Origin of the sequence: Methylobacterium sp. WL6 (assembly GCF_008040095.1) — a bacterium.
Classification (GTDB): Bacteria; Pseudomonadota; Alphaproteobacteria; order Rhizobiales; family Beijerinckiaceae; genus Methylobacterium.
The window spans coordinates 1-22855 of record NZ_VRVH01000005.1 but is presented as its reverse complement, the minus strand read 5'-3'; the positions used below and the strand labels follow the sequence as shown (position 1 = coordinate 22855).

The window sequence follows — 22855 nt, the reverse complement described above, 5'->3', positions numbered from 1 at the left end:
GGGGTGGGAAACGGCCTGGCTGCTTACAGTCGCGTCCGGTCCTCAAGCAGGCATTGATCTTGCGATTGTAGCATGACGGCTGCTTCACGCCGCCTTCCGCGGGGTTTGCTCTCTCATAAAAGCCAGGGCCTGCTCGGGCGTCATCGGCTTGCCGAACAGGAAACCCTGAACCTCCGTGCATCCCGTTTGGGTCACCAGGGCAAGTTGATCCTCAGTCTCGACACCCTCGGCGGTGATCGCGGTCCCAAGACGTTCGCCGATGCTGACCACGGCGCGGACGATGGCCTGCGCGTCGGGGTCGTCGATCTCGCGTACGAACGACCGGTCGATCTTGATCTTGTCGAACGGGAAGCGCCGAAGGTAGCTCAGGCTGGAGTACCCCGTCCCGAAATCGTCCAGGGCGATGCGAACGCCGAGGGACCGAAGCCTATGCAGGCAGGCGATGACCGCGTCGCCATCCTGGATCATCAGGCTCTCTGTGATCTCCAGTTCGAGCCTGTTGGCCGCGAGACCGGAGACCGCAAGGGCGTTCGCAACGGCCGCTTCAAGGCCGGGCTGCTGGAACTGGACCGCCGAGACGTTGACGGCGATGCGCGCCTGGATCGGCCACGACGCGGCGAAGCGACAGGCCTCCTCCAGAGCCCAGGTCCCGAGGGGAACCACCAGGCCGGTCTCCTCTGCGATCGGGATGAATTCGGTCGGCGAGACCATCCCGCGGATCGGATGCGGCCAGCGCATCAAGGCCTCGAAGCCACGGACCTGCCCGTCCGTCAGTGCGACGACGGGTTGGTAATACAGCCGAAACTCCGCCTTGCGATGGGCGAGATGCATGTCGAACTCAAGCTTGTTCCTGTCCTCCAGGGCTTCGTCCATTCCCTTGGTGTAGACCTGGGAGCTGTTCCGTCCGGCCCCCTTGGCCCGGTAGAGGGCGAGGTCGGCATGGCGATGCAGGAGGTCCACCTCCAGTCCATGTTCCGGTGCGAGCGCGATCCCGATGCTCGCGCCGATGGTCACCACCTGGCTGCCGAGATGGATCGGTTGGCCGATGGCGTCGATGACGGTCCGTGCGAGCGCCTGCGCGGTCTCAAGCCCGACCCCCGGCAGGATGATCGCGAACTCGTCCCCGCCGAGGCGCGCGATGACGCCCTCATTCCCGACGGAGTCCCTCAAACGGTCGGCGACGACGCGTAGGAGCCTGTCCCCGGCATGGTGTCCGAGCGTGTCGTTGACGGTCTTGAAGCGGTCGAGGTCGAGGCAGAGCAGCGCGGCTTGACCGTTTCCGAGATCCGCGAGGGATCTTTCGAGCGTCGCGTGGAAGACCACGCGATTGGGTAGGTCGGTGAGGTTGTCGTGACTCGCGACGTGGGCGATGCGCGCCTCGGAGACTTTTCGATCCGTGATGTCGATCTGGAGGCCGACGCAGCGGACGGGCTCGCCGGCCGCGTCGTCGAGCATGCGACCGAAAGACTGCATCCATCGCGGTTCGGCCGGGACCGCAGGATTGGCAATGCGGAACTCGCAGCTGTACGTGGTCCGATCGGCTATGGCGCGCTTTACCTCGTCCCAGACCTTAGGAAGGTCGTCGGGATGGACCTGCACCTTCCAATCGGCCAGCGGGATCTCCATCGCGTCCTGGCCGACCGGTACCGGAAGGTTGTGCATGCGGGCGCTCATCGATGAAAGCCGGACGACGTCGTCGCGCATGTCCCACTCCCAGATGCCCGCCTCGGCCGCCTCCTGGGCGAGACGCAGGAGGTCTCCGGTCGCCTTCAGCGCGGTCTGTGCCGCGATGATGTGGTCGATATCGAGCGCCGTACCGAGCCACTCGATCACCTCTCCGCTGCGCTTCAGCGGGATCATGACGATCCGGTGCCAGCGGTAGTCGCCGTCATGCCGCCTGAGGCGACCTTCGAGTTCGAAAGCCTGCTTGCCCGAGACCGCGGCCTCCCAGGCGCTCGACATGCGGTCGACGTCACCCGGATGATTGCGGCTGTGGGCCCGGCCGCGCGAACCGTCGGCCTCGCCGTAGTAGGCACGGAAGCTCGCGTTCCGGTAGGCGGTGACGCGGTCCTCGGGCGAGACGGTCCACACCATCTGCGGCAGGGCATCGGCGAGTGAGGCGTAGCGGGATCGGGCGTCGCGCAACGCATCATCGGTATCCGCCAGCGTCGCCGCCACGCGGCGATGCTCGGTACGATCCTGGTAGACGCGCAGGTTCGCGGTCACGACCTCGGCCAGGTCGCGGAGCTGGCGGCCCTGCTCGCTCGAGAAGCGTCGCGGCTCGGTGTCGATGATGCAGAGTGATCCGACGCGGATGCCGGACCTCAGGATCAGCGGTGCGCCGGCATAGAAGCGGATGCCCGGCTCCCCCGTGACCAGGGGGTTCGACTTGAACCGGGCATCGTCACGGGCATCCTCGACGATGAGGACCTCGTCGGCCTGGATGGTATGGTTGCAGAATGCGACGTCCCGGGACGTTGCGTCGTGGCTCAGCCCGCAGCGCGCCTTGAACCACTGGCGGTCTTCGTCGAGGAGCGAGACCAGGGCAATCGGCATTCCGAACAAGACCTGCGCCGTACGGCAGATCGCATCGAACTGGGTCTCCGGTGCGGTATCAAGGATGTTCAGGTCACGCAGGGCGGCAAGGCGCTCGGCCTCATTGGAAGATCGCAACAAGGGGGTGTTCATCAGCGTGAACTCCAGGATCGGGCGATCCACCATTTTTGAAACCAACATTTACGCGATGTCTCGCTCACGGCGGCTTAATCGATCCTTAATCCTTCCTGGATCGCTGCCGACAATTGTACGCCGAGAACAGACCTATCCCCGAGTCACAGCCCTCTTGAGCCCGCCTGCGAACGAAAGGTGCCAGCGGCGGCTTAACCCCTTCACGCTCAGGGACATTCGCGGGATCTTCGTCGAGCGAACAGGGCGTCGTTTCGATCGGGCCTGGCTTCGTCGGAGAGCCATATGTTTTCTTACCCGGCGTGAAGGGGATGATACTGGTCTCAATATCCGCTTGGGGAAGAAGGAAGATAGGTCTCTTCTAAGACACCTTGCTCGTTCCTCCGCCGCATCCTCGTCGACGTCGCCATCGCTCACGAAATATCGCTTGCGGTACACCAGCTCCTTGATCGCTTCCTGACTGTGTCCAAGCTCTGGATCTGCCCATGCTGGTAGGGCTCCTGGACCAAATCGGCACTGATCCAGAGCGTGATGTCCCTCACACGCATCGTTACGCGATCCGGCAGGATGTCCCAGGCCTCCTGAGCGAAACGCCGATAGCGATCGAATGATCGCACCCGGCCGAGCCACTTCTTTTCCGGTTCGAACGCGGCTGCGGACGGGCGAACGGCCATTGCTGGGTTCGCTGCTGCAAGGACGGCAGTTGGCCGAATGACCGCTTTCGGGCCCGGCGCGAGCAGCCTTGGGCGGCGAGTTTGGGTCGACGGTGGAACATCCGCTTCGGGACGAAGGCCCAAAGTCTGGTCGCCAACCCAAACGCCCCTCGTGAATGGGTACCAAGCGTCAGGTTTCGCCTACGAGGTCCGTCGACGGAGTCGGCGCCCAGCAACCTCGAGCGGACGAGCCGCCCGTTCGAACCCAGTCCAGGGATCGCGCTGTAATGCGGACAGGCGCCCCAGCAGGCTTGTAACGTCGAAGCGCGCCCCGGAGCCGAGCGACGGAAGTTCGTTCCAATCGATGGGAACGGATACGGGCGCCCCGGGGCGCGCCCGGGTGGAGAAGGCCGCGACGGCGGTCGCGCCTTGCTGGTTGCGCAGGTAGTCCACGTAAATCCGTCCCTCCCTGGCCTTCCTCGACACGGTCGCGACGAAGCTGTCGGGGACGTCCTTCGCCATCTCGGATGCGATGCGCTTCGCGAAGGCCTTCGCCTCGTCCCAGCCGACCTTCGGCTCGATCGGCACGATGAGGTGCAGCCCCTTGCCGCCGGTGGTCTTCACGAAGCTGGCGAGGCCCGAGGCCGACATCCGCTCGCGCACCTCCAGCGCGCCGGCGACGAGATCGTCCCACGCGACGCCGTCGCCCGGATCCAGGTCGAACACCAGCCGGTCCGGCCGATTCGGGTCCGAGACCGTCGCCCCCCATGGATGGATCTCCAGCACGCTCGACTGGACGAGGGCGCGAAGGCCATCCTGATCCCGGATCACGACGGTGTTCTCCCCGTCCACGGACCGGATATGGCGGTCGTCGAGACCGGCCCAGGCGTGTTTCTGGTAGAAGCAGGATCCGAGGCCATCCGGGCACCGGAGAAGCGACAGCGGCCGGTCGACGACGTGCGGCAGGATTCGGTCGGCAACCTCTTCGTAATACTCGGCGAGACCCTCCTTGGTCAGGCCGACGTCGGGCCAGAGCACGCGATCCGGATGCGTCAGCGGCGTGGCCTTCACCGGCGGCTTCCGCATACGAGGCTTCGCGGCCGCGGCCCCCTTCTCCCGTACGACCTCCTCAGGCCGCACGTCGCTCCGGAGAGTCTTGAAGGACGCGTGCCGAAGCTGGCCGTCGCCCGTCCACCCGCGGAACGTGACCTCGCAGACAAGCCGGGGCTCGACCCAGCGGGCGTTGCGGCGCGCCGGCGGCGGCAGCTCGGCCGCGAAGGGCGCCGCCGGGATGCGCAGCGGTTCCAGCTGCGTCCAGAGATCCCGCGCAACCGCGTCGCGGAAGCCGGTGCCGACCCGCCCGACGTGGACGAGGGTGCCGTCCTCGTGCGTCCCGAGAATCAACGACCCGACGGACCTGGACGCGGTGGTGGACGGCATGTAGCCGGCGACGACGAACTCCTTCGACAAGCTGCATTTGATCTTGCGCCAGGCATCGGTCCGGCCCGAGCGGTGGGGCGCGTCAGCGCGCTTGGCGACGATGCCTTCCAGTCCGAGCCTGCAGGCGTGGCGCGCCATGGCCTCGCCATCGGCGGTGAGATGCTCGCTGAACCGGATGGGGCCGCCCGGCGGGGCGTCGTGGAGGACCTGCAGCAGCAGGTCCTTGCGTTCGGCCAGGGGCAGGGCACGCAGATCCCTGCCGTCGAGGTAGAGCAGATCGAAGGCGTAGACGACCGCCGATCCCGTATCGCCGGCGGCGAGCGCCTGTTGCAGGGCGGAGAAGCTGGAGACCCCGCTCTCCGTCTCGACGGCGATTTCGGCGTCGATCAGGGCCGAGGGCAGCTTCATACCCTTCAGGGCCTGGGCCACGGCTTCGAACTTCGCGGTCCAGTCGAGGCCCGAGCGCGTCAGAAGCTTCACCGAGCCGCCGTCGATGCGGGCCTGCATGCGGTAGCCATCGTGCTTGATCTCGTACAGCCAGCCGTCGCCGATGGGTACGTCGTCGACGAGGGTCGCGAGCGCGGGTTCGACGAAGGGCGGCAGGATCGCCTGGCGGGCCCCCTTGGAGCGGCTTGCGGGCGGCTTCGTCCTCCGCTCGGCAGCGACCTCGGCGCGGGCCGCATGATCGGCTCTGACGACCCCGCCCTCGGCGAGATTTCGGTTGGTCCGGCCCGACAGGACCGAGGCCTCGTGCTCGACGAGGATGTCGCCGTCGCGGCGGGCGTGCTCGTCGTCGGCCTTCATCAGCAGCCACGGCTGCTTCTTCTCGCCGCCGCGGCCCTTCATGCGCACGAGATGCCATCGGCCCACGAGCCTTTCGCCGTGCAGGGCGAAATCGAGGTGCCCCTTTGCCAATCCAACGGCCGGATCGCCCATGGGCTCCCAGGAACCGGTGTCCCAGACGATCATGGTCCCACCGCCATACTGGCCCTTCGGGATCGCGCCCTCCCAGGCCAGATAGTCGACCGGGTGATCCTCCGTCTGGACCGCGAGCCGCTTCTCGGCGGGCGACAGGCTCGGTCCGCGCGTCACCGCCCAGCTCTTGAGCACCCCGTCCATCTCGAGCCGCAGGTCGTAGTGCAGGCGCCGCGCGTCGTGCTTCTGGACGACGAACCGCGCCTTCGCCGCCTTGCGGCCGCGCTTGCCCTTGGGCTCGGGCGAGGCCTCGAAATCCCGCTTGTCCCGATAGGATCTGAGCAGCTCGGTCATCGTCCTGTGAGAACCGGAACGGCCCGTTCGGGTTCCTGGGCCGACTCCTTCGGCAGGGCCATCTACAATAATGGGCAGGTTATCCACAGCTGCGCCTGTGGAGGAACGAGTCGAGTTGGACTCTCGTTGAACCGTCAAGCTCCCGACCTTCGCGGCGCGAAGGCATCGGCGGCCGGAAATACTTCGACAGACACAGGAGACGGACGTGGCAGCCCGCGCCAACTGGAAAGGTCATCTTCGACTTTCACTCGTCTCCTGTGCGGTCGGACTGTATCCGGCAGTCAGCTCGTCGAGGGAGCTGAAGTGCCATACGATCAACCGCGAGACCGGCAACCGTCTCAAGCAGCTGATGGTCGATTCCGTGACCGGCGACACCGTGGATCGCGACGATCAGGTTAAGGGATGCGAGATCGCCAAGGACGACCTCGTGCCGATCGAGGACGACGAACTCAGCGAGATCGCCCTGGAGAGCACGCACACGATCAACATCGAGGCGTTCTGCAGGCGCGCGGAGGTCGACGAGCGCTACCTGGACAAGCCGTACTACCTGGCGGCCGAGGACAAGGTCTCGCGCGAGGCCTTCGCCGTGATCCGGGATGCGATGAGGAAGAAAGGCATGGCCGGGCTCGGCCGCATCGTCATCTACAAGCGCGAGCGGGTGGTCCTGCTCGAACCGTACGGCAAGGGCCTGCTCGCGACGCTGCTGCGATACGAGGACGAGGTCCGCTCGCCGACGGCCTACTTCGAGGACATGCCCGACGGCGATCCCACGGCCGAGATGCGGGCGCTCGCCGAGGAGCTGATCGCGCGCTCCACCCGAAAGTTCGATCCGTCGAAGTTCGAGGACCGCTACGAGGAGGCGCTGATCGCCCTGGTGAAGGGCAAGGCACCGAAGCCGGCGAAGGGCAAGGGCAAAGGCAAGGCGAAGGCCGGTGCGCCGAACTCCGGTAACGTCGTGAACCTGATGGAGGCCCTTAAGCGCAGCATCAGGTCCGAGAATGGGGAGGGATCAGCGAAGGTGCAGCCGCGGAAGACCAAGGCGAAGGCCTCGACGGCTTCAAGGAAGCGCATTTCGGGCAAGGCTTTGGCCGGCAAAACCCGGAAGGCCGCTTGACCCGGCGTGTGACCGACCTCGCCGGTCGACGCTCTTGACCGACAATCCGACTCTCCGGCGGCCGCTTTCGCTGCGGTTGCTAACCCGATGCGCGAACCATGAAGCGATCGATCTGGATTCGACAGTTGTTCCGGTCGGTTGGCGTATGGCGGCCGTCCTTCCATTCGGTTCGCGGCGATGCGTTCACGGAGACTGGCGGCACGTTGCGCAATCGCGGCCGCGATACAGTGGCGACAGGGCTTTCCCGGTCCAAGGGCATCGCAGCTGCCGGAAAACCGGCAGGGCGAACCAGGCATGGCTCCCAGAGCCCTTCGACGTGATTCCGACCAGATCCTAACATCCTCCGACCCCGGACATCAGCAGGCCGATGCCGTTTGGGAGGCCGTATGGTGCCGACGGCCGATCGCCTGTGCGCTTGCACCCCGGGCAATGGAATCTTTGAACAGAATTCTCTGATTGGCCTGCCATCGGTTCCGAAACTCGGACGTTGCCTCGCCGGGCGATGCGCATCTCTGGCTTGCATCAAAGGATTTCGGGGCCGGCCTTCGAACGGGGCCACGGGGTATGAAATGACGGGTGGGTCAGTGAGGTCTCGAATGGTCGGAAGCCTGTCATCGCATGGCGATACACGAGGGTCGGCACGGGACGCGATGAAGGCCGCCCTCGCCAAGTTCAACAAAGAGAAACCCATCCTGATCGTCAGCCATTTCGATGCGGACGGTCTGACCGCGGCCGCCATACTGGTCCGAGCCCTCCGGCAAGCGGGATGGGAGGCGGTATCGGTCGTTGTCGGTAAGGGGGAGTCACCGTGGGACCCCCAGGTCGCCGACCGGCTGGGCGAGCACGAGCCCGGCGGACTGATCCTGGCCGACCTCGGCACCCGAGCCGACCCCGTGCTGTCGGGCTGCCCGACACTCGTCATCGACCACCACGTCCCGACCGGCGAACCGAGGGCCGCGATCACGATCAGCGGGAACGGCCTCGCCCCTGAGCCGACCACCGCCCTGCTTGCCTGGTGGGCCGTTGGCGCCATGGGGGACCAGGCCGACCTGCTATGGCTGGCGGCGGTGGGCCTGATCGGCGACATGGCCGAGGGTCTCGACTTCCCGGAGATCGCCGAGGCCCAGGCTCGTTGGGGCAAGACGGCCCTTCGCGATGCCACGTCGCTCGTCAACGCCCCCCGCCGAACCGCGGCGGCCGACGCAGGGCCGGCGTTACGACTTCTGCTGGCATCGGACGGCCCAAAACGCATCACCAAGGGCGACGATGCCGATGCGTTAGCCTTGCACGCGGCCAAGACCGAGGTCCGGGCGGCCATGGACACGGCCAAGCGCGTGCCGCCCGCCATCGGCGGCGACGTCGCGCTGATATCGCTCGACTCCCCGTGCCAGATCCATCCCCTGATCGCCCAGCAATGGCGGGGGCGCCTGAAGGACAAGATCGTGATCGCCGCGAACGCGGGCTATCGCCCCGGCTGGGTGCATTTCGCCGCTCGGTCGGCCAGCGGGCGCGATCTCATCGCCTTCCTCGCCGAGCATCGTCCGGCCAACGCCGACGGGCGCTACGGCAACGGCCACGCCCAGGCGACAGGCGGGGCGCTGCGCAACGCCGACTGGAACGACTTCATCCAGGGACTCGGGTTTCCCCAGGCACAGGTGCAGGCATGACCGGCAATGATCGTCCCTTGCGGCTGGGCTTTCCCGTCAAGGTGATGGGGCGGCCAGACCTAAAGTCGCAGGACACCCGGCGCTGGCAGAAGGATCCGCACCTCAGGTGCTCCCTCGAACTGCTGGACCACGTCCTGGACTACCTCAAGTCCAAGAACCTCGACATGTACCGGATGTCGTCGGACATCGCGCCTTATGCGACCCACCCGGACATGCCCCGGTTTCACAACATGGTGGCGGAGAGCGATGCCGAGCTGCGGGCGTTCGGCGCAAAGGCCCGAGCCTACGACATCCGGCTGTCGTTCCATCCCTCGCAGTACGTGCTGCTGAACGCTCCGAACCCCGAGCTCACGAAGAAGAGCATCTGGGATCTCTCCAGCCAAGCCGAGATGCTGGACCGGATGGAGCTGGACGACGAGGCGGTGATGATCACCCATGTCGGTGGCGTCTACGACGACCACGAGGCGAGCCGGGCGCGTTGGGTCGACGGCTGGAACCTCTGCCCGGAGCACGTGAAGCGCCGTCTGGTGCTGGAGAATGATGATCTGCGCTTCTCGGCGGCGGACGTGCTCTGGATCCACGAGCGTACCGGTGTGCGGTTGATTTTCGACTACCAGCATTTCTGGTGCCTCAATCCCGAGCGGCTGGACATGCGCGAGACCTTCGAGCGCTTCCTTGCGACGTGGCCCGCTGGCGTCCGCCCGAAAATGCATTTCTCCTCGCCGCGCACCGAGTTGCGCGAGATCAAGCAAAAGATCACCCCCAAGCAACGAGAGGCGGCCAAGGCCGGAAAAGCCAGGGGTAAGTCGAAGGAGGTGTTGAAGGCGCCGATCAAGGCGACGGCACGGGTGAAGACGGTGTTGCGGCCCCCGGTCTGGACGGGTCACGCCGACTTCACCAACCCCTTCGAGTTCGCGACGTTCATGCGGATGGCCGAGGGATTGGTTTTCGACGTGATGCTGGAAGGGAAATCCAAGGACCTCAGCCTCCTGCGTCTTCGCCCCGATTTGCTGCGCTTCGCACCCGATGTCGCCGCCCGGTTTGGGATCACCCCGCAGGCAGCGACGGACGACGAGGAGCAGCTGGAGGAAGGCGTCGACGCCGACGATGAGGCGGATGTCGACGAGGGGCGCGCTGAAGCCGCGGAATGACCCCGGAAATCCCGGGACGCCACCTCAAAGGTGCGCACTTCACGACAAGACGACCCTGCTGCGACGGCCCGCCATACCGCCGGTCGCGCGTACGCCATCGCCAACTTGCCGACCTGGCTCGTGTAGCGCGGCGTCCGCATCTCAAACTTCGTGCTCCATGTCCGTTTCCTCACGAGTCTAGCCCGGGCGGGGACGACGCTGCCGCGGCCGAAGCGGGCGTTGCAGGCGTCGATCGCCGCCATTAGCGGCCGGGAGCGCTCGCGGTCGAGTTGGCCGATCGATGCGCGAACAGGAGAGGGTCTTGCGCGGTATCGAGAACGCGTGGCGCTGGGGTCCCATGCTAGAGGTCAAGCTCCGTCGGCAGCGGAAGGCCTTGGTACGGCGCAAGGCTGGGAGAGCTGTGTGGAGATCGGCCGGAGCTAGGACGCCGTGACTTGCAAACCGGACACTAGATAGTTTAAATTTACTATCATCAATAATCGCGGCCTATCTAAATGGCGCCCGCGTCGCGCCAAGGAGATCCATGAAACCGGTAAAGAGATTCCCTTTCGGATACCTCTCAGCTCTTGATGCGTCTAATCAAGGGGATGCTGTCGGCACTCATATCGCGAAGGTGCTACCGCTTGTCGGTCACTTCGACAGCGTTGGAACGGAGATTACCTCTGACCCTCGTTCGCCACCTGAGGATTGGTCAAAACTAATCGATCGGGTTCGTCAGGCGGCCCAGCATGCTCGTGATATTTAGGCGCAGGCTCAGGAACAGGAATTGCGCGTTCAGGCATTGCTCGACCGTGTCCGGCAGGATGTCCGGGATGCCGCTGAGCGTGTCCGGGCTGCCGAGGCACGCTCTGCCGATATCCAGAGCCGTGCCGACGCCTTGCTAAAGGCTGCCGACGAAAAACTGCTGGCGGCCGAGGAGCGTGCGCGTATCTCCGAGGAGTGGCTGGCGCGGGTCCACGAAACTATCGTGGCAGAATTTTCAGAGAAGCCAGCCTTAAAACACGTTATCTGATGTCGGCCTTCAAAGTGGCCACAGGCAAGACAGAGGCGAATGATAGTTTTTGTATAAATATCTTAATTTTATGAAGCGTTCATTCGCCGCCATGGCGCTCGCGCGGCTGATCTATTAATTCGAACGTAATGGCGGCCTGTACCTTCTCGAGCCAACCTTCGGCGCTTTCAGCGCGCCTCTCGGCAGCTTCTGCCCTTTCTTCAGCTTCTAGAATTCTTGCATTTGCCATCTCGCAGAGACGGAGTGCGCCGTCCAGCTCAACGAGCGCCATATAGGCGACACGCTCTGCCTCGGTGGATTTCTCCTGTAAAACCCTGACCTCATGGTCCAGGTTCCTGATTTGCGTGGCGTAGTCCAGGCGTTCCTGCTTGATGCGAGCGAGCAGCAGGCACGCATCGGAATGGATCTTGTTGCGCCAAAGCTCGAAACTGGTAATTTCTGTCTCGGCCTGCGCAATCAGTTCAAGGACGACACCCGGGTTGACCTTGGCAAAATGCAACGGTGTAGCAAGGCTCGACGAGCCCACCTGAGCATGATCGGCGGAAGTAGCCGTAAACGAGGACGTCGGGTCCGACCTGAACACTGCACCGAGTCCGTTTCAGTCAGAGGGTTCGCCATTGAGGGACGCGGCTTTCTGTGCGGCCCTCGATCCGAAAGCCGTGATTGCCGCGTCGTGAAGCCGGACGAGCCACGCCTCAGCTTCGTGGGCCCGGCTTTCGGCCAGACGCGCGCGCTCCTCGGCACGAGAAAGCTTCTGCTCCGTGAGCGAGATCTGCTGATTCAGACGGCGCATCTCCTCCGATGCCTGGGTGGTGACATGCGTAAGCTGGGCTTCCAATTCCGCAGCTCGCTGCTCACCGATGCGGATCGCTTCGCTCGCCTCTTCGATGAGATCGACGGCGGCCGACCACTCCCTCAGGGGCGGCCCTCCTGCATTCTCCGGGTTTGCCGACATTGCTCCAGACCCACCTTCCGATGAGGGGAGGAAGCTGACGACCTTTTCTCCAGGCTTCGTCGCGTTCGATTGCCATGCACGAAGCATCATCGACTGACCCGTAGAGAACGGCATGTCTTTGGAGGCGGGATCGCTCATCCTAAACCTTGTTCCGCAATGAATATTTGATCGTTAATTTTGAACGGCTGCGTTGAACGGCCGGACGTTGCTGACGGGCTCCGACGTTGGCTCGGCACCAACCGGAGACGCATCCTCTTCCCCGGCCCGCCATCCTCGGCCCGAGCGTTTGAGGACTTCGTACTGCTTCTGAAGCGATACACGCGTTTCCCGGGCGATGTCCAAGGCGCCTTGGACCAGAGCGCGCTCCGAGCGCTCGTTCTGCAAGTCCTCCGTCAACCGCCGGTTTGCCAACTCGAACTCGGTGCGCGCCGCTTCCTGACGATGGGTCATCTGCTCGATGCGCTCGACGAGGGCAGCGTTGCGAATGCCGGCTTGCTCGACCGCCGCCTCTCGGGCCGCCAGCGCCTTGCCGAGCATGTCGCAGCGCGATTCGAGCTCACCGCGCAACCGCTGCATGTCGAGGAACCGTTCGGTCTGACGCGCCAGATCGGTCTGAAGGGAGTCCAAGCGCCTCTCCGCAGTGGTACGCGCGATGCTAGCCTCTTTGAAATTGCGATCCGCGATCCTGTGCGCCTCATCTTTCTCACGGAGTTGGTTGCGTGCCTGGCCGAGCAGCTGCTCGTTCGATTCCGCTCGATTGGTCGCGGCTTCGAGCTTCATGGCCAATCCTGAGCGCTCGGTGCGCAAGAAGCTGAGGTCCGTCTCGTGTTGAGCCTCGTTCCTTTCTCGCGCGGCGACCTCGCTCGCGAGCTGGCTCTCGGCCGCCCGTAAGCGATGGCGCTCCACGTCAGCCAGAGCCTCCAAGCTTCGATGGCGGCTCTCCAGTTCCGAGAGCTGGACGGCCTGCTCCTCGTTGAGCGTCGTCATGCGGCGGTTGTCCGCATCGAGGACACCAAGGCTCTCGCGGGCGCCGAGCAGCTCATGCTCCGATCGTGCGAGCGCGCTGTCGGCGGCCTGTGCTTCCAGCCGCAGGGCTTTGTTCTCGCCGCTCAAAGCCTTCACCTGTTCGGCTTCAGCGAAGAGTTGCCGCTCCATGTTTTCGATGGAGAGCGCTTTGTCGCGGATCTCGACACGCTGGTCGGCGATCGTAGCGTCCGCGGCGCGCAACTGGTTCTCAGATCGATCGGCTCGCGCGAGGGCATCGGAGAGCTCGGTGGCCAGACCGGCCGACCGGGTGAGAAGCTCCGCGACTTCGAGCCTGATCGTTCGGCTCGATTGGAATTCCTGCGCAAGCGACGTCTCGAGTTCGGCGATGCGCATGCTTGCGCGAGGCAGCTCATCGCTAATACTGATGATCGGCTCGAGAATGGAGGAGAAATCTTCCTCCAATGTCCTCAAGTCCTCCAGGCGATCCATCATCGCATTGATGCGCTGCCTTACGACCTCATCGCGCTGGCCGATCGAGTCGAGAGACAATGGCTTCTCTGCGCGCGCGGCGCTCGTCCGTTTCATTGCGCTATCGAACGCATCGAGGTTCGCTTTGGGCAGGGCGATGTCAGGCTTGGGCTGTCTCGATACCTCATCGACCGGCGCATCCTTCAGCAACGAGCCAGACGACGGCGAGGCCAGCACGTTCCGAAAAGATGACCATGCCATCGCGAAGACGATCCTATACGCATTAAATGCCTATTATAGGCATAAGTAGATTTATATCACGCAAATCTATCAAAGGCGAATCCCAAATGCGGCGGGGACATTCGGATCGACATCGAGCGTTGTTTTTTGATTCAAGCTCGTTCAAACGTCCAGTTTCGGCGTCTAGTCGAATGCGCGCAGAAATTTTCGGATGAGAATGCGTCCTCTCATGGATGGGTTGTTCGTTTTTTTCCTATAAGGAACGTTGAATGCTTTCCGATGTACAGTGGGCGATCGCGCTGACATCTGCGGCGGCGGCGCCCACGTCGCGCGATGACGATCTCGGCCACAAGGGAGCTGCCGTTGATGGTGAGCAGGCGCCGGCTGTCAGCCGTCCCAAGCGACGCAGAGCCCCCGTCGAGGTCACCGGGGCGGCCGGCTGAACGGACGCCCGCAAGCGGATGCCACGGGCGCCGGCGGCGGCCCTCGAAACGGACCGATCCACTTAAGCCCGCTTTGTGGCAAACCCGACACAGCAAGGCGAAGGCTTCTGCCTCTATGTTTCGGTTCTGTGAATGCCTTCGAGGGGCGCTCAGTACCAAGCCATCCTAAGCATAGCGACTTCACGCAGGCCGGCTGGAGCGAGCCGTCGAGAACGCTTTGCTGCAGTGGATGGCGGTCGCCTTCGACTAAGTTGACAACGCCGACGGCGCGAACGCCCGCGACATCAGCGATAGCCACTGCGTTAAGCTTCTGTTAACCATTGCGAACGATCTGTTAACTGAGCAGGCTGGCGTGGTCCGAGCCTAAGCAAATAGTGAGATAGTCCAATGGACCCGGCGAAGAAGTTCTCATGGGAAAGCCTCTCGCCGCTGGACGTCCCGGTCGGCGAACCGGGGTCCGACGCTCAGCTCTCGAAGGTGTTGCGGCTGGTCGGCCCCCTCGATGACATCGGCGGCGGCCAGCCGCCGACGCGCCGGTCGTCGCCGCAGGACTGGTCGCTGCTGATCGACCGCGTTCGGCATGCGGCGACCCATGCGCGCGAGGTCGAGGCCCAGGCGCAGGAACAAGAGCAGCGGGTCCAGGAGCTGCTGGAACGCGCCCGCGAGGATCTCAAGCTGGCCGCTGAACGGGTTCGCGCCGCCGAAGCGCGAACCGCCGACATCCAGAGCCGCGCCGACGTGTTGCTCAATGCCGCCGACGAGCGTGTGAAGGCGGCGGAGGAGCGCGCGCGCATTGCGGAAGAGTGGCTGTCGCGGGTCTACGACACGATCGCGAACGAGTTCAGTGTCGAAGCGTCTGCGAAGCGGACCGCCTGATGTCGATCAACGCTCAGCGCCGGACCGTCGATGCGCGCCAGGACGGAGACGAGGCCGAACCCAGCGATGCTGCACGCAGCAGCACGAAATGGGCTGCCGACGTGACGTCGGGCAAGAAGGTCGTGCCCCTTTTCGCCGAGCCCAGCATGCCGGGTTCGCAGGAGACGTTCGCCGAGCCGACAGTCGTCGATTGGCCCGCCGCGCTCGACCTAATCCGAGATGTTGGAGCGCGTGTACGCCGGGCACGCGATTTTGCTCAGGAAGTCTCGCTTCGCTCCCAGTCGATCATCCGACGGAGCGTGAAGCAGACCGAGGATGCCGAGCGGCGTGCGCAAGCTGCGGAGGCGGCAGCCAAGGCTGCGACACTGCGAGCCGACAAGGCCGACGAACTCGCCCGTCTGTCGGAAGCCCGAGCCAAGCTCGCGGAGAAGCAAGCCGAGGAGGCCAGAGCCGGCGAAGCTGAAGCCCAGCTATGGCTGCGTCGCGTCCACGCCTGCCTCAAGGACGAACTGGGCGATATCGTCGTTGACCTTGCCTAGCAACGCTGTGGCTGCGACGTGATGATCCCGCCTCGGCCGGGCCCAGCGGGGCCTAGCCGGGGAAGAACGAGGCAAAGGGGTCTCATCCTTTGGAAGTTGGATCGCGCTGCACCCCGGCGTTGCGCAAGACCGCCGAGAGGACGATGCCGAGGCTCAGCCCGATCCTCCCCTTCGTGCGCTACGCTGCCTCAAGAGAACCTGAGACCACCGCGCCGCCGAGCTATGCCGTCGCGGCATCAAGCGTAGGAGAGGTGTGCTCGATCTCACGAAATGGGCTCGGGCGGCGATCAGGCGGCGGGTCGTCGAGCAGCTCCACGTGCCAGGCACGATGACCGCCATCGGCCGAGACCTCCCGGACCACATTGCCGACGATCACGCCGTCGAGGACGAGATCGTAGCTGCCAACCGCGAGGCGGTCGAGGTTGCACATCCCGGCATAGGGCGTTGCTCAGGTGCGCGACGGCAAGCCCGTGCGCCCGTCCCCGCCCTCGACGCCGATCGCAGCGCGACACGTCCGGCCATACTGGTTCGGCTGCCGGGTGCCTGCCGCCTGCTGATGACCGCACGTCTGGGTCAGGCGGAGATACACGTCGTAGAGGTCGGCGTGCTCGCCGAACCGCTGCCGGAGACGCGCCAAGTCGTAAGTGCCGCGCCGCTTGCACGGCGGGCACTCGACGACGAGCCGGCGCCCGCGCAAGTCACACAGGCGCTCCATCAGCCGGCCACCGCGATCGGCAGCTCGCCGACCTGCGTCGTGTAGCGCGGCGTGCGCATCTCGAACTTCGTGCTCCAGGTCCGCTTCCCGACGAGGCCGGCGCGGGCCGGAACGACGCTGCCGCGGCCGAAGCGGGCGTTGCAAGCGTCGATCGCCGCCATCAGCGGCCCGGAGCGCGCGCGGTCGAGCTGCCCGATCAGCGCACGCGGGCTGGCGTCGAGCAGCATCAGGTCGGTGGTCACGATCCCGGCCTTGCTGAACCGCCACGGCCGGTCGCCGGGCTCGCGCCAAGTCCTCGCCACGCCGAGGCGGGCGGCTTTGATGAGCGCCAGCGTGTCGTTCGTGGCCTCCGGCAACGTCACCGTGGTCGAGACCGAGCGCATCGGTGCGCCCCGGTCGTGCTCGCTCGTATGGTAGAACACCGAGACGTGGTTCGTGCCGAGCCCTTCGCGCCGGAGCTTCTCGCCGAGCCGCGTGGCGTGCGCCGAGACCGCCTGCTCCAGCGTGGCGCGGTCCTCGATCCGGGTCGAGAACGAGCGGGTCACCGCGCAGCCCTTGCGCTGGGCCGGCAGCGCGCCGAGCGGCAGGCAGGACAGGCCGCGCAGCTCGTGGATGATGCGCTCGCCCACCACCGTCAGCGCCTTGCGCACCGGGCGGGGGTCGAGGTCGGCGAGATCGGCTACGCTGTCGACGCCCATGGCTTCGAGCTTGGCGAGCGAGGCGCGGCCGATGCCCCAGACCTCGCCGGCTGGGATGCGGCAAAGCCAGTGGTCGTACTCGGCCGGATCGGTGAGGTCGCAGACGCCGTCGAGCGGCGCGATGCGCTTGGCGATGTGGTTGGCGAGCTTGGCCAGGGTCTTGGTCGGGCCGATGCCGACGCAGGTCGGGATGCCGGTCCAGGCGCGCACCGTGGCGCGCAGGTCGCGGGCCAGCGCGACGCGGCGATCGGCCCGCACGTCCGAGAGGTCGAGGAAGCTCTCGTCGATCGAGTAGATCTCGATGGTCGGCGAGAAGTCCCGGTAGATCGCGTTCGCCCGGGCGCTCATGTCGCCGTAGAGGGTGTAGTTCGAGGAGAACACTCGCACCCCCTGGGCCTGGCAGCGCTCGCGGATCTTGAAGTAGGGATCGCCCATCTTGATCCCGAGAGCCTTGGCCTCGCTGGTGCGCGCGATGGCGCATCCGTCATTGTTGGACAGCACGATCACCGGAATGCCAGCGAGCTTCGGGTCGAACACGCGCTCGCACGAGCAGTAGAAGCTGTTGCCGTCGATGAGCGCGATGGCGCGGCCGCCGCCGATCCGGTCGCGCAGCCGCGGCGCCGGACCACTCACGACAGCCGCCCGCGGGCGAGGTGCCAGCGGATCGAGAAGCGCAGCACGCCCCAGATCTCGACCTCGCCGTACTCGTCGACGGCAAACGCCGGCATCTCCGGGTTGTCGAAGTCGAGGCGGGCCCGGTTGCCCGCCATCCGGTAGCGCTTGCACGAGAGCTGCCCGTCGACCACCGCGACGACGACGCTGCCGTCCTCGGCCCGGAGGCTGCGGTCGATGCAGGCGAGGTCTCGGTCGTGGATGCCGGCGCCGCGCATGCTCTCGCCGCGGATCTGCATCAGGAAGGTCGCCGGCGGGTTCGGCACGAGCCAGCGCGGCAGCTCGAGCGCGCCTTCGAGGAAGTCGTCGGCGGGCGACGGGAAGCCGGCGCAGAGTGCTTGCCCGATGACCGGCACGCGGACGGCATCCGTGCTGCCGAGGATCACTTCATCGACCGCGTAGGGGCTCACGCGGCGTCGCTCGCCGGCGCCGCGGCCACGCCAGCTCGGACGTAGCCGTACGAGATCAGCCGGTCGCGTTGCTCGGTCCGGCGCTCGGCCTCCGCAAGGTCGGACAGCGCGTCCTCGATCGCCCGGACCAGCGCGGCCCAGGCGTCGCCGCATGCAACCAGCCGGTAGGCCCATGCGATCGCCTCGGCCTCGGTTGAACGGATCTCCACAGGCGGTTCGTAGGGCTGGGGGTGCATCGGTGCTCCGAGTTGTCCAAGAACATACAAGGAACAGACAGCAAGCGGATCGACGGTTCAACCATGGCGATCACAGCCGGGCGCGAAGCGGTGGGATGCTGTGGAGGGCGGGGTAGAAGGCCAATGCCGACACCGCTTTACCGCTTCCACTGCACGGACGGGCACGACCTCATCGCCGATCGGCTGGGCAAGCGGCTGCCGACCTGGGCGCTGATGCGCGCGCATGCCGAGCGCGTCGTCCTGGACGTGATGCTTGGCAGCACGCGACGCGATTGGTCGACTTGGACGGTTGAGGTCTACGATGGAACGGGCCGGCACGTTCTCTCGAAGCCGTTTAGGGACGTGCTCGACAATCGACCGCCGAGACAAGGCTGAGGGGACGCACCATCTGCGCGAAGACGACGTCCGTGGGGCAGGCCTTCATCATCGAGCGGAAGCGCCTGGTGCCCGGCGACCGCGAGGTGGCGCCGACAGAGAACGGCGCGGTAAAGAAGGCCGAGGCGATGTCCGGCATCGCGGCACTGAAGATCGTCGCCGACGATGAGACCGGGGAGTTGGAGAGCGCGACGATCCTTGGCCAGTTCGGCGAGGTGCCGGACGATTTTGCGGAAAGCTTGCAGGGCAGTTGAGGTGTGAGCCGACTCTGCCCGGCCGCCTGATCCCGAGCGGCGCAAGTGTGTCTTCAGTCCGTCAGGACGGCGATCAGGGAAAAGGAACTCGCGAGCACGAAGGTGCCGGCGACAAGGGACGCGATCAACAACATGGGATGCCTCAAGCGCCACAGAGCGCCATTCCCAACGTGCAAGGCTTCGCGCAGTTGCCTGCGCGCACGGAAGGGCTGCCTTGCAAGACAATGCTGTTGAAGACTTCGAGCCTTCACACGGGAGCAGACGGTTCAGCCCCGCCCCGATCGGTTCACGGGACGGGGGAACCCCGGATCTCACCAGCGAGGCTGATACGCAACGTGGCCCGGGTGTAGGATGGCAGCACTCGGTTAGAAGCACATCACCGCGACGGATTCCGCGGTGTGCCGGAACGAGGCGCTGAGCGGCCTCAGGCCGTCTCGGCGGCCTTCCTATGCCCGCGTGCCTTCGGAGCCGCCCCGGACGCCCCTGCGGCCTTGGGCTTCCGACCACGGGTCTTGGGCGCCTCGGAGACTGTCTCGTCGGCCGCGGCAGCCTTGGGAGCTGCTTTACGCCTCTGCTGGCCAAGGCCAAGCGAGCGCGCCAGCTCGGACCGCTGAGCGGAATAGCTTGCGGCGGTCGACGGGTAGTCCGACGGCAGACCGTAGCGTGCACGGTACTGCTCCAACGTCAGGCCGGCCACGGTCAGGTGACGCTTCAGCGTCTTGTAGGGCTTGCCGTCGAGGAAGGAGATCAGCGCGTCCGGCGTGATCGACTTACGGATCTGTGCCGCGGTCGGCTTCTCGGGGCCGGCAGGTTCAGCAGCCGCCCCATTGCTGAGACCGGACAAAGCCGCATGCACGCTGGCGATCACATTGTGCAACTCCGACACCGGCACGTTGTTGTTCGACACGTAAGCCGCGACGAGGTCGGCGGCGAGTTCGATGAAGTTATAGGGTTGAGCTTCGAGTTTTTCGTCCACGACGATCCCTTCCATCAAGAGGATCCACCGCTCCACCCGATGAGGTAGATCGTCAAAGCATACGCATAGGAAACGCACCTCCGCTTTACGAAATTCCGGTCGAACTCACTGTCATATCCGAGCTGAGCGCATCGGCGGGGGGACTATGTCGTGCCAAAGGAACTCCCGTCGCTTGAGCGTTATGCATCTCCTCATTTGGGTGCCATCCCAACCCGATTACGGATCGCGCACCCGACGGTGGAGCCAACCGCGACACCATCAGGCTCTAAGACCAAGCTTTGAACGCCAAAGCCAAGCGAAGCCCTAAGAAACACTCCGATACATTTTCGTGTGTCGTAGGACACGCTGTCGCGAGAACTATCGCAAGGTCTAGCAGTTGCTCCTTTATAACAGGCCGATTCTGATGGGTCGGCTATGGAGTTCACGGAATGAAGAAAATTGCTTTTGCGTCAACGGCTCTGATTGCAGCCTTGGCTTTCACGCCGGTGACCGCTGATGCCCGCGGCTTCGGCGGTGGCGGTGGCGGCTTCCACGGCGGTGGCGGTGGTTTCCGTGGCGGCTTCGGCGGCGGCGGCGGCGGCTTTCGCAGCGGTATAGGCACACCCCGCGGCGGTTTTGTCGGACGTGGGTTTGCCGGCCGCGGCTTCGCGGGTGGCTACGGTCGCGGCGGATATGGTCGGGGACTTGGCTACGGTCTGGCGGGCGTCGGTCTTGGCTTGGGCGTCGGCTACGGCCTAAGCGGCTACTATGGAAACTGCGGTTACGGTGGCACGTACGGGTACGGCGCCTATGGGTATGGCCCAGGCTCGTGCGGCGGGTACTACGGCTACGGGTACTGAACTGCAGCGGCAGGCTTGCGCATGATAATGAGCCCCGGACCGCAGACGCGGCCGGGGCTTTTTTTAATGCGCATCGGCCCCGGCTGACCCCATTTTCCGGATGAAGTCTTTCTCCACGGCTGCACCTTGAGTGACGCCGCGCTGCTGCGAAGCGTGGTGAAAGCAGCTGGGGCCGCCCCGATGGGGCGCCAGGCTGCCTTCTCCTGGAAACCTTATCCGTCGATCATGCGTACAGGTCACGGCAGGATCGCACGATCTTGTGCGAGTCATGCCTTGATTTGGACGAGAGATCGGTAGATCTCACGCCAGTAGCGTACATACAGGACAATCGAAGTGACGCAAGAAAACCTGGGGTTAAACCCTGACATGCTCGCAATGGCGGGCGAACTGGTAGCGGCTTACGTGTCCAACAACCGCGTGCCGGCAACTGAACTTCCCGCTTTGATCCGCACCGTTCATGCGACCCTCAACGGCATCGCGAGCGTGACAGCGGCTGGTGGTGTCAGCACTCCGGACGAAGAAGTTGAGAAGCCCACCGCGGCACAGATCCGCAAGTCGATCCGGCCCGACGGGCTCGTCAGCTTCATCGACGGAAAATCATACAAGACGTTGAAGCGACACCTCACGAAGCATGGGCTCGACCCGCGCGGCTACCGTGCGAAGTTCGGACTGCCGGACGATTATCCGACGACGGCCGCCTCGTACTCGGAGGCCCGGTCTGCTCTCGCAAAAAATATTGGTTTGGGCCGGCCAGGTCGCGCAGCCGCCTGAGCAGCGTAGCTCGATGTCGCCTCGATCGGCGAACCGACGAGGCGACCCTCAAAGCTCCATGCCGCGCGCCGATATGATCCGTCGCGTGGCTTTGACCAACATTTCGTCTGAGAACGGCTTGCGCATAAACTGTGCAGCCATCGGCAGCTGATCCTCGGTCGGCGACGCCAACCCGGATACGATGAGGATCGCGACCTCCGGCCATCGTGCCGCGACCGCTTTCGCTAACGTGAACCCGGTCAACGGCTCGCCGGCCAGATCCACGTCCGCAATCATCGCGACAATCTCGGGTCGAGCGTCGAGATGAGCAACCGCAGCATCTACGCCTGTTGCCTCGGCCACCTCGAAGCCGGCATCACCCAGTGCCGCGACCATCGCCATGAGCTGGACTGGTTCGTCCTCCACGACCAACACGGCTGCTCGCGCCTTAGACTCTACCATGGGCTGCGTTCCCGTGCTCCAATTCTCAGGAACGCAACTGACGCGGATCTCGCCTCACCTGCCAGGTTCACGACTTTGAGTCGCGAACCTGCTCCGTGCCTCAACCTGCCCCATAGCCGCCCTTCGAGTTGCTCGAGCTAGTGGACGGCGGCTTGCCGTCGTAACCGCCGCTCTCAGGCGTGCGGTCTGGCTTTGGATCGGGCAACCCGGGCGAGGTTGGTCCCGCGCTCTCAGCCAGGGGCGGCGGTGCCTTTGAGGGATCGAGCGGATGACCGGGCGGCTGGGCGCCGGTGGCCTCCGTCTTGGTCGCTGTGTCGTCACTCATGGTGCCCTCGCTCGTGTCCTGTCTGAAGGCGCGCAGGCCACAGGAGTTCCGGCGGTGTGGCAGATCTCTGCGACCAATCGCACCTCGACTTCCACAGCTCCCCCTCTTCACCTTCGAGAAGGACGGCGAACGGTGGGATGCTCGCGTCGGATGTCGGGTGTCGGGCGCCCGGAGCTGCGACCTCGGCCGGCAGCTCGCGGCGCAGCCGGCAGCCGGCAGCCGCGGAGATCGCGAGCGCGGGACGTCGGACCCGCATCTACCTCGCGACCGCACGCGGGAACCTCCGGAGAACGCCCGCCTCCCACCGTCGGCGCGATCCGGCCGACGCGGCACGGTCCCCGCGTTTCGAGGTTCTCGACCCCGATCGGTCGCGAGCGGACCCGGCCTGTGATCGGCGATCAACCTGCGCGGAAGATCTCCACGCAAGACCTGCGCGGACGACCTGCGCGGACGACCCGCACCGTGACGGTCGCCCGCGCGGGTCGCGCGGTGATGGCCCCGTTCAGGCCTTGGTCGTCAGGGCGGTCTTGGGCATGAGCATGTGGACGCCCTTGTTGCCGTCGACCGTCTGGGTGATGCGCAGGTTTCCGGCGAGCGAGCACAGCATGTAGGCCTGGTTGCGGGTCAGCCCGGTGCGGGCGCAG

Annotated in this window: 21 protein-coding genes and 2 pseudogenes; 11 read left to right on the top strand and 12 right to left on the bottom strand. The window is 65.1% G+C overall.

What is annotated here, in order from left to right:
* Positions 1 to 84: 84 nt before the first annotated feature.
* Together FV230_RS01515 and ligD are read right to left on the bottom strand one after the other, a co-directional pair.
* Positions 85 to 2736: an EAL domain-containing protein gene (locus tag FV230_RS01515; protein WP_147840954.1), complete on the bottom strand. Its 2652-nt coding sequence runs from the start codon at positions 2734 to 2736 to the stop codon at positions 85 to 87.
* A gap of 803 nt (positions 2737 to 3539) precedes the next feature.
* The gene (ligD, locus tag FV230_RS01510) at positions 3540 to 6047 is read right to left on the bottom strand and encodes a DNA ligase D (protein ID WP_147840953.1); all 2508 of its coding nucleotides are present in this window, start codon (positions 6045 to 6047) and stop codon (positions 3540 to 3542) included.
* Between the two features lie 205 nt (positions 6048 to 6252).
* On the opposite strand from ligD, the gene FV230_RS01505 reads away from it, so the two are divergent.
* The 3 genes from FV230_RS01505 (at position 6253) to uvsE (ending at position 9979) form a co-directional block, all read left to right on the top strand.
* The gene (locus tag FV230_RS01505) at positions 6253 to 7161 is read left to right on the top strand and encodes a Ku protein (RefSeq protein ID WP_187275343.1); all 909 of its coding nucleotides are present in this window, start codon (positions 6253 to 6255) and stop codon (positions 7159 to 7161) included.
* Between the two features lie 650 nt (positions 7162 to 7811).
* Positions 7812 to 8828, top strand: a complete 1017-nt coding sequence (locus tag FV230_RS01500) for a DHH family phosphoesterase (RefSeq protein WP_210248607.1) — start codon at positions 7812 to 7814, stop codon at positions 8826 to 8828.
* Entirely contained in the window at positions 8825 to 9979 is a 1155-nt protein-coding gene (gene uvsE / locus FV230_RS01495) for a UV DNA damage repair endonuclease UvsE (protein ID WP_187275342.1), read from the top strand. The genes FV230_RS01500 and uvsE overlap by 4 nt, the downstream gene beginning before the upstream one ends.
* Positions 9980 to 10065: 86 nt before the next feature.
* On the opposite strand, the pseudogene FV230_RS01490 reads toward uvsE, so the two are convergent.
* Positions 10066 to 10275: pseudogene (locus FV230_RS01490) on the bottom strand (DUF4113 domain-containing protein); the annotation flags it as partial.
* A 470-nt stretch (positions 10276 to 10745) separates the two neighbouring features.
* Here FV230_RS01490 and FV230_RS01485 point away from each other — a divergent pair.
* Positions 10746 to 10991, top strand: coding sequence for a hypothetical protein (locus tag FV230_RS01485; protein ID WP_147840950.1), 246 nt, complete (start codon positions 10746 to 10748; stop codon positions 10989 to 10991).
* Between the two features lie 79 nt (positions 10992 to 11070).
* Here FV230_RS01485 and FV230_RS01480 read toward each other — a convergent pair whose 3' ends face one another.
* The 3 genes from FV230_RS01480 to FV230_RS01470 form a co-directional block, all read right to left on the bottom strand.
* Entirely contained in the window at positions 11071 to 11517 is a 447-nt protein-coding gene (locus FV230_RS01480; RefSeq protein WP_147725144.1) for a hypothetical protein, read from the bottom strand.
* A 72-nt stretch (positions 11518 to 11589) separates the two neighbouring features.
* Entirely contained in the window at positions 11590 to 12084 is a 495-nt protein-coding gene (locus tag FV230_RS01475; RefSeq protein WP_147725143.1) for a hypothetical protein, read from the bottom strand.
* Positions 12085 to 12117: 33 nt separating this feature from the next.
* The gene (locus FV230_RS01470) at positions 12118 to 13662 is read right to left on the bottom strand and encodes a chromosome partitioning protein ParA (RefSeq protein ID WP_147840949.1); all 1545 of its coding nucleotides are present in this window, start codon (positions 13660 to 13662) and stop codon (positions 12118 to 12120) included.
* Positions 13663 to 14471: 809 nt separating this feature from the next.
* On the opposite strand from FV230_RS01470, the gene FV230_RS01465 reads away from it, so the two are divergent.
* From FV230_RS01465 to FV230_RS29330, 3 genes are all read left to right on the top strand, one after another.
* A complete protein-coding gene (locus FV230_RS01465) occupies positions 14472 to 14960 on the top strand; it encodes a hypothetical protein (RefSeq protein WP_147840948.1) in 489 nt (162 codons plus the stop codon).
* Entirely contained in the window at positions 14960 to 15499 is a 540-nt protein-coding gene (locus FV230_RS01460; RefSeq protein ID WP_147725139.1) for a hypothetical protein, read from the top strand. Before FV230_RS01465 ends, FV230_RS01460 begins: the two co-directional genes overlap by 1 nt.
* Before the next feature lie 253 nt (positions 15500 to 15752).
* Complete coding sequence (locus FV230_RS29330; protein WP_187275341.1) at positions 15753 to 16259, top strand: hypothetical protein; 507 nt, start codon at positions 15753 to 15755, stop codon at positions 16257 to 16259.
* On the opposite strand, the gene FV230_RS01445 is transcribed toward FV230_RS29330, so the two are convergent.
* The 3 genes from FV230_RS01445 to FV230_RS01435 are packed head-to-tail and all read right to left on the bottom strand — an operon-like array spanning position 16214 to position 18230.
* Entirely contained in the window at positions 16214 to 17545 is a 1332-nt protein-coding gene (locus FV230_RS01445; RefSeq protein WP_147840945.1) for a Y-family DNA polymerase, read from the bottom strand. The genes FV230_RS29330 and FV230_RS01445 overlap by 46 nt on opposite strands.
* Positions 17542 to 17994, bottom strand: a complete 453-nt coding sequence (locus FV230_RS01440; protein ID WP_147840944.1) for a S24 family peptidase — start codon at positions 17992 to 17994, stop codon at positions 17542 to 17544. Before FV230_RS01440 ends, FV230_RS01445 begins: the two co-directional genes overlap by 4 nt.
* A complete protein-coding gene (locus FV230_RS01435; RefSeq protein ID WP_147840943.1) occupies positions 17991 to 18230 on the bottom strand; it encodes a hypothetical protein in 240 nt (79 codons plus the stop codon). Before FV230_RS01435 ends, FV230_RS01440 begins: the two co-directional genes overlap by 4 nt.
* 123 nt (positions 18231 to 18353) lie before the next feature.
* On the opposite strand from FV230_RS01435, the gene FV230_RS01430 reads away from it, so the two are divergent.
* On the top strand, positions 18354 to 18605 hold the full coding sequence (locus FV230_RS01430) for a hypothetical protein (RefSeq protein WP_147725128.1): 252 nt from the start codon (positions 18354 to 18356) through the stop codon (positions 18603 to 18605).
* An 11-nt stretch (positions 18606 to 18616) separates the two neighbouring features.
* The gene (locus FV230_RS01425) at positions 18617 to 18859 is read left to right on the top strand and encodes a hypothetical protein (protein ID WP_147840942.1); all 243 of its coding nucleotides are present in this window, start codon (positions 18617 to 18619) and stop codon (positions 18857 to 18859) included.
* Between the two features lie 424 nt (positions 18860 to 19283).
* On the opposite strand, the gene FV230_RS01420 is transcribed toward FV230_RS01425, so the two are convergent.
* A complete protein-coding gene (locus tag FV230_RS01420) occupies positions 19284 to 19850 on the bottom strand; it encodes a MucR family transcriptional regulator (protein ID WP_147840941.1) in 567 nt (188 codons plus the stop codon).
* A gap of 413 nt (positions 19851 to 20263) precedes the next feature.
* Here FV230_RS01420 and FV230_RS01415 point away from each other — a divergent pair, with 413 nt between their 5' ends.
* Both FV230_RS01415 and FV230_RS01410 read left to right on the top strand, forming a co-directional pair.
* Positions 20264 to 20674, top strand: a complete 411-nt coding sequence (locus FV230_RS01415) for a hypothetical protein (protein WP_147840940.1) — start codon at positions 20264 to 20266, stop codon at positions 20672 to 20674.
* 375 nt (positions 20675 to 21049) lie between these two features.
* Complete coding sequence (locus FV230_RS01410; protein ID WP_147840978.1) at positions 21050 to 21445, top strand: MucR family transcriptional regulator; 396 nt, start codon at positions 21050 to 21052, stop codon at positions 21443 to 21445.
* A gap of 48 nt (positions 21446 to 21493) precedes the next feature.
* Here FV230_RS01410 and FV230_RS01405 read toward each other — a convergent pair whose 3' ends face one another.
* The gene (locus FV230_RS01405; RefSeq protein ID WP_147840939.1) at positions 21494 to 21886 is read right to left on the bottom strand and encodes a response regulator; all 393 of its coding nucleotides are present in this window, start codon (positions 21884 to 21886) and stop codon (positions 21494 to 21496) included.
* 827 nt (positions 21887 to 22713) lie between these two features.
* Positions 22714 to 22855 (bottom strand): annotated as a pseudogene (locus tag FV230_RS30470) (amidase); the annotation flags it as partial.